The organism is Pseudomonas sp. LM13, from assembly GCF_041381355.1.
GTDB lineage: Bacteria > Pseudomonadota > Gammaproteobacteria > Pseudomonadales > Pseudomonadaceae > Stutzerimonas > Stutzerimonas frequens.
On record NZ_JACBXH010000031.1, the window covers coordinates 49053 to 55341 of the forward strand.

At 56.9% G+C, this 6289-nt stretch carries 5 protein-coding genes and 2 pseudogenes; 5 read left to right on the forward strand and 2 right to left on the reverse strand.

The window, feature by feature from the left end; all coding sequences use genetic code 11:
- Window positions 1-42: 42 nt before the first annotated feature.
- The 5 genes and pseudogenes from HZR81_RS17480 to HZR81_RS17500 all read left to right on the forward strand — a co-directional run.
- Window positions 43-1362: pseudogene (locus HZR81_RS17480) on the forward strand (copper resistance system multicopper oxidase); the annotation flags it as partial.
- A 12-nt stretch (window positions 1363-1374) separates the two neighbouring features.
- The gene (locus tag HZR81_RS17485; protein WP_024616826.1) at window positions 1375-1689 is read left to right on the forward strand and encodes a hypothetical protein; all 315 of its coding nucleotides are present in this window, start codon (window positions 1375-1377) and stop codon (window positions 1687-1689) included.
- Window positions 1679-2769: pseudogene (locus tag HZR81_RS17490) on the forward strand (copper resistance protein B). Before HZR81_RS17485 ends, HZR81_RS17490 begins: the two are co-directional and overlap by 11 nt.
- 9 nt (window positions 2770-2778) lie before the next feature.
- Complete coding sequence (locus HZR81_RS17495; RefSeq protein ID WP_161612204.1) at window positions 2779-3621, forward strand: c-type cytochrome; 843 nt, start codon at window positions 2779-2781, stop codon at window positions 3619-3621.
- Window positions 3611-4054, forward strand: a complete 444-nt coding sequence (locus HZR81_RS17500) for a DUF411 domain-containing protein (RefSeq protein ID WP_125886303.1) — start codon at window positions 3611-3613, stop codon at window positions 4052-4054. Before HZR81_RS17495 ends, HZR81_RS17500 begins: the two co-directional genes overlap by 11 nt.
- Window positions 4055-4231: 177 nt before the next feature.
- Here the strand turns inward: HZR81_RS17500 and HZR81_RS17505 are convergent, their stop codons facing one another.
- Window positions 4232-5557 carry an OprD family porin gene (locus tag HZR81_RS17505; protein WP_500128837.1) on the reverse strand — a complete coding sequence of 442 codons (1326 nt, stop codon included), beginning with the start codon at window positions 5555-5557 and terminating at the stop codon, window positions 4232-4234.
- A gap of 153 nt (window positions 5558-5710) precedes the next feature.
- Window positions 5711-6010 carry a hypothetical protein gene (locus tag HZR81_RS17510; protein WP_178111474.1) on the reverse strand — a complete coding sequence of 100 codons (300 nt, stop codon included), beginning with the start codon at window positions 6008-6010 and terminating at the stop codon, window positions 5711-5713.
- Window positions 6011-6289 lie beyond the last annotated feature (279 nt).

Sequence of the window (6289 nt, forward strand, 5' to 3'; positions counted from 1 at the left end):
GAGGCTGGAATTAGGCTCGGCATTGTACGGCGCGCGTGGTGCGGCGTACAGGACAGGTACGGTCGCTTGGGCGACGGAATCGATGCCAAGGAGCCCGAGCCCTTCAGTTACGACCGTGATTACGTCGTGTTGCTGAGCGACTGGACGGATGAAAATCCAACGCGGGTACTGGCCAAGCTCAAGAAACAGTCGGACTACTACAACCAGCACAAACGCACCGTTGGTGACTTCATCGATGACGTAAGCGAGATGGGTTGGTCCGCCGCCGTAGCCGATCGCAAGATGTGGGCCGAGATGAAGATGAGCCCGACGGATCTCGCTGACGTCAGTGGCTACACCTACACCTACCTGATGAATGGCCAGGCACCTGATGGCAACTGGACCGGCATATTCAAACCAGGCGAAAAGATCCGCCTGCGGTTCATTAATGCCTCGGCTATGACCTATTTCGATGTGCGCATCCCAGGCCTGAAGATGACTGTGGTTGCGGCCGATGGTCTGCACGTCAAACCGGTCAGCGTCGACGAGTTCCGTATCGCCGTGGCCGAGACCTACGACGTGATCATCGAACCAGACAGCGAACAGGCCTATACCGTGTTTGCCCAATCCATGGACCGCACTGGCTATGCGCGCGGCACCCTTGCTGTACAGGAGGGGTTGAGTGCACCAGTACCCAGCCCCGACCCGCGTCCGCTGATTGCGATGGGCGACATGGGTATGGATCACGGCAGCATGGGCGGTATGGATCACGGGAACATGGCCGGAATGGACCACGGCAGTATGGCGGGCATGGATCATGGGAGCATGCAGGGTGGCATGGCAGGCATGGCAGGTGCCATGCAGGCACACCCAGCCTCAGAGACCAACAACCCGCTGGTCGATATGCAAACCATGACACCAACGCATAAGTTGGACGACCCAGGTATTGGTTTGCGAGACAACGGCCGACGCGTCCTCACGTACTCTGACCTGCGCAGCACCTTCCTCGACCCGGATGGTCGCGAACCAAGTCGCACCATCGAGCTGCACCTTACCGGGCACATGGAGAAATTCTCCTGGTCCTTCGATGGCATCAAGTTCTCTGACGCCGAGCCTCTGCGCCTCAAGTACGGCGAGCGTGTTCGCATCACGCTGGTCAACGACACCATGATGACTCATCCGATCCATCTTCATGGCATGTGGAGCGACCTGGAGGATGCGAACGGCAATTTCCTGGTGCGTAAACACACCATCGACATGCCGCCAGGTTCCAAGCGCAGCTATCGGGTGACCGCCGATGCGTTGGGGCGTTGGGCCTACCACTGCCACCTGTTGCTCCACATGGAAATGGGCATGTTCCGTGAAGTCCGTGTGGATGAGTAAAGGAGATTTCTGATGAGTACTTTTATGAAGCGTAATGCCCTGTTTGGCAGCGCAGCGATGTTCAGTTTTTTGGCTGCTTTGTACGCGCCGACGTCATTGGCAGGTGAGGGGCACAGCGAGCACGAACAACATGCTGCCGAGTCGGCTGCGCCCGAGGCCATCAGTGACAAGCCTGCAGATCAATCGAAAGGCAAGGCCGCTGGCCAGCAGATGGATCATGGCACCATGGATCATGAGGGCATGAACCATGACGATATGGGGCACGAGAAGATGATGGATAAGCATGGCGGCACCGAAGCCGAAGCAGGTTCGAACCATGACCACTAGGTTTTCACGCCCGTCCCTCATAGCGCTGGTCGTGTCGCTGAGTGCACTCAGCGGCGGCGTTACCCAGGCTGCGGAAGAAATGGATCATTCGGCAATGGGGCACGGCTCCATGTCGATGGACCACAGCCAGATGGGCCACGGTTCCGCCAAAGCGCCGATGGAGGGCATGGATCACAGCAAGATGGATCATGGTGCCATGCAGAGCGAATCGGGCAGCATGGACCATAGCCAGATGGGCCACAGCCAGAGCCAAGAGAAGGCCCCAGCCATGGACCACAGCAAGATGGGACACGGCACCATGCAGGGACAGATGGAGGGCATGGATCATTCGAAGATGAACCATGGCTCCGCTGAAGCCCCGAGAACTACCAGTCGTACGCCGATTCCCGTTCTGACGGATGCTGATCGCCAAGCGGCTTTCCCGCCACTGCCTGGCCACAAGGTGCATGACAGCGCCATCAACAGCTTTTCCTGCTCGATCAGCTCGAATACCAAGACGCAGATGAGGGCAGCACCCTGGCCTGGGATGCGTCGGGTTGGGTAGGCGGTGATATCAACCGGGTCTGGTTCCGCTCCGAAGGCGAGCGTACCAACGGCGTTACCGAGGACGCTGAATTACAGCTGCTGTACGGCCGCTCGATCGGCCCTTGGTGGGATGTCGTCGCGGGCGTCCGCCAGGACTTCAAACCGGAGTCGCCGCAGACTTGGGCCGCCTTCGGTATCCAGGGCATGGCGCTTTACGCCTTTGAGGCCGAAGCCACGGCCTTCGTCGGCGAGAATGGCCAAACTGCTGCCCGACTGGAGGGCGAGTACGACATTCTGCTGACCAACCGGCTGATTCTCCAGCCAACTGCCGAAATGAACTTCTACGGCAAGAACGATCCTGAGCGAGGTGTGGGGTCCGGGTTGGCCAATACCGAGCTCGGTTTACGTCTGCGTTACGAGATTGTCCGGCAGTTTGCCCCCTATATCGGGGTTTCTTGGAGCCGCTCCTATGGCAACACGGCAGACATGGTGCGCGACGAGGGCGGTGATGTAGACGAGGCGCGTTTTGTCGCCGGTATCCGGATGTGGTTTTGAGAACCTGACATGAAAAGAACAATTAAAACTTTGGTGGCGGCCGGCGTGGTCGGTAGCACAGCTGTCCTGGCCGGTGCCTACTTTGGCGTGGTCAACGTGGGGGCCGACGATCCCCATTTTCCTGCAGTGCATGCGTTTCTCACGATGGCCCGTGACCGCTCTATCGAAGTCCGTTCGCGGAACATCGAGGTTCCCAACCTGGATGATCAAGCTCTTATTCGCGCCGGTGCGGGCAACTACAACTCCATGTGTATCGGCTGTCATTTGGCGCCAGGTGTGGCGGAGACCGAGCTAAGCCAATCGCTTTATCCTGCGCCTCCCAACCTCGCCAAAATCGGTCTCGATGGCAATCCGTCAGCAGCGTTCTGGGTGATCAAGCATGGCATCAAGGCAACGGGTATGCCTGCGTGGGGCAAGAGCATGGGCGATGAGTACATCTGGGGCATGGTTGCCTTCCTTGACCAATTGCCGGCGATGGATGCCAAGCAATACCAAGCACTCGTCGCATCCAGTGGCGGCCATCAGCATGGTGGTGGGGAAACGCAAATGCACAATCATGAAGGTCAGCACGGCGACAACAAGCCTGGCCATCATGGCAATAGCGGCGGTGGCGAAGACCATCATGGAACAGGTGATGCCGGAGAGCCTGGCCATCACGATGCCGCGGCTACTGATAGCGAGGGTGGCTCCGCACCTGAGGCAGGTCACCATTCGGACATGAGTAGCGATGACCACCATGCCGGGGATGAGGCCGCCCCAAGCGGCGGAGACCATCATTCCGAGCAAACTCCGAATGCCTCGCCCAAGACCCATACCCACGCCGATGGCAAAGAGCACGTGCATGAAAGCTAAATATCTGGCCTTGCTGGCCGCTCTCTCCGTCACATCTGCAGTTCAAGCCGCTGATGCCCTGACGATTGATGTCCATCGTGATGCTAATTGCGGATGTTGCAAGAAGTGGATCTCACACCTCGAAGCGAATGGCTTCAAAGTCGTCGACCATGTCGAAAGCAACATGACGGCAGTGAAGCAAAGTCTGGGCGTTGCGCCGCGGTTGGCGTCTTGTCACACCGCGGTGATTGACGGCAAGTTCGTCGAAGGTCATGTGCCGGCGGCTCAGGTCATCGAACTCACCAAGCGCGATGATCTGCTGGGCATCGCTGTTCCCGGGATGCCGGCGGGCTCCCCCGGCATGGAAATCGATGGCGTACAGCATGCCTACCAGGTCATTGGCTTGACCAAGACGGGTTCTGATCAGGTCGTTGCAGAATATCCCGCCCAGTAGTACTGCCTGCCAGCACGGCCGCTTGTGTGTAGTGGCCGACTCATTTTTATACGTCCTTTAACCTAAGTAAAAAAGGCGCCCTAGGGCGCCAAGGGCTGTCTCCAAACCAAAGGAGCACTACGAGGGGACAGCAGGACCAAGGAGCGAGCGGGCAATCAACCCGCTCGCTTGCCAGGGTTAGAGAACTTCCAGCGGGTACTCGACAATCAGGCGGAACTCATCCAAATCCGACTCGAAGTCGGTGGCGCGAGTCGTGGCTTGTCGAATGCGAAAGGACATGTCCTTCAACGACCCAGACTGCACAACGTACTTGGCCTCGATGTCCCGCTCCCAGCGCTTCTGGTTGGTCAACGGATCGCCGTTGTCATCACGGCGCATATAGACTTCGTTGGCGTTGCTGTAGTCGGCATCCCAGCCCTGGGCATATCGAGTCATGAAGCCCAATCCAGGCACACCGAAAGGCGCCATATCCAGCTCATAGCGCACTTGCCATGACTTCTCCTTCGGCGAGTTGAAGTCGCTGTACTGGAGGGCGGAGTCGAGGTAGATGGAGTCCGATTGGCGCAAGTAGTCGAAGTCATCATCGCCATTGTTGCGCTGGAGACCCACCAGCACTGTATGAGCGCCGAATTGGATGCCGACCTTGCCGCTCCAGATGTTGTTATCGAAGCTCCCGAGGAGCTGCCTCCCTTCATCGACCGCCTTGTAGTAGTTCAGCCCGCCGATCAAGGCGACATCGTCCGCAAGCGGGTAGCTCAGCGTGGTGCCCGCGTAATATTGATTCCAGGCATCCTTGAGCCGGCTGGTGTAGAGACTGAAGCCCACATTGTCGTTAAGCGTGTAATCACCGCCGAAATAGGCGATCCATGGCGAGTCGACTTCGCCCGCGTAGAAGGTAGCGAAGCCGTCGCGCATACTGCTGGTATTGGGTTGGCTCATCGAGTGGAGGCGACCGCCTTGAAGCGACAATCCTTCCACGCTGCTGTTGACCACGGTGACACCTCGGAAGCTCTCCGGTAACAGCCGCGCATCACCGTAGTGGACGACCGGGCTGACAGGAAAGACGTCGCCTACCTTGATCTCGGTATCCATGAACCGAGTTTTCACCGCGCCCCCCAGTTTGGAGTAGTTGTCCTCAGCCTGCCCGAGGCTGTTGTAAGGCATCACGTCGACTGTGCCGCCTGCTCCAGAACGGCCGTCGCCGGTGTCAAGCTTGAGCCCTAGCATGGCAAAGGCATCGACACCAAAGCCTATGGTGCCCTCGGTGAAACCAGACTCGAATCTGCCTATCACGCCATGCGCCCACTCTTCCGAATAGCCATTACCCGAGCTGCTGGACTGGCCTTTACGGAAATCGCGGTTGAAGTAGAGATTTCGATTGAGAATGGTCAGGCTGCTGCCTTCGATAAATCCCTCGCCTTTCTCGCCGGCGGCCATTGCAGCTTGCCCGGTACTGACGCTCAGAGTGAGCAGAGAAAGTCCTAACAGGGTTCTGTTATTCATAAATACTCCTGATGTTATTGGCAGTTGTCATTGTGTGGTCGCATATAGGGGTCTTGTGGAAGAACCGACAAATTTGACAAGTTTGCTCGTTTAGAGGCTGGCAACGATTTCTGCATTTGACAGCCAGACGGTCAAAATACATCCATTAAATTGTTATAGCGAACCTTGAAGCTGTTTAAACTGCCCTTGGATCACTGCTTTTTCCTGAAGAATCACCTTATTCTCGTCGGTCAGAAATGCCACTTTATCCTGGGCGGTTTTCAGTTCGGCTTTGGTGGTCTCCAATGCGTGGGATAACACGGCCACTTGCTTATCGACATCCGCTTTCTGGGTGGTGAGTGCGGCCATGTTTTCCGCCAATTGCTCATTTTTATGCTGGTATTCCCGGCACTTTGTCACGGCTTCTTCACACTCGTGTTCCAGGTTCTGGATATCTTCTATCTTTGCTTTCAAGTCGCTATTTAGGGATGGTCTGAAGTAGCCATGTATTTCCCCGGCATACCACCTGGCGCAACTTTTAAACTCGCCAAATGACCAAAAAACAATCAATTCGACGAGTATTTCTTACGTTTTCGCCCACTTTCATTGTGATTGCTCCTTTGGTTTGAATTTGGTGCTTGCCCGTCCGCGGTGAGCGGAAAGGGTGCAACTTCTTAGTCCCGCATCAGGCTTTAGCCAGTTATGGCCGCTGTTCGCGAAAAGCCATCCAGAGAATGTACTGTGCAGCCCTAG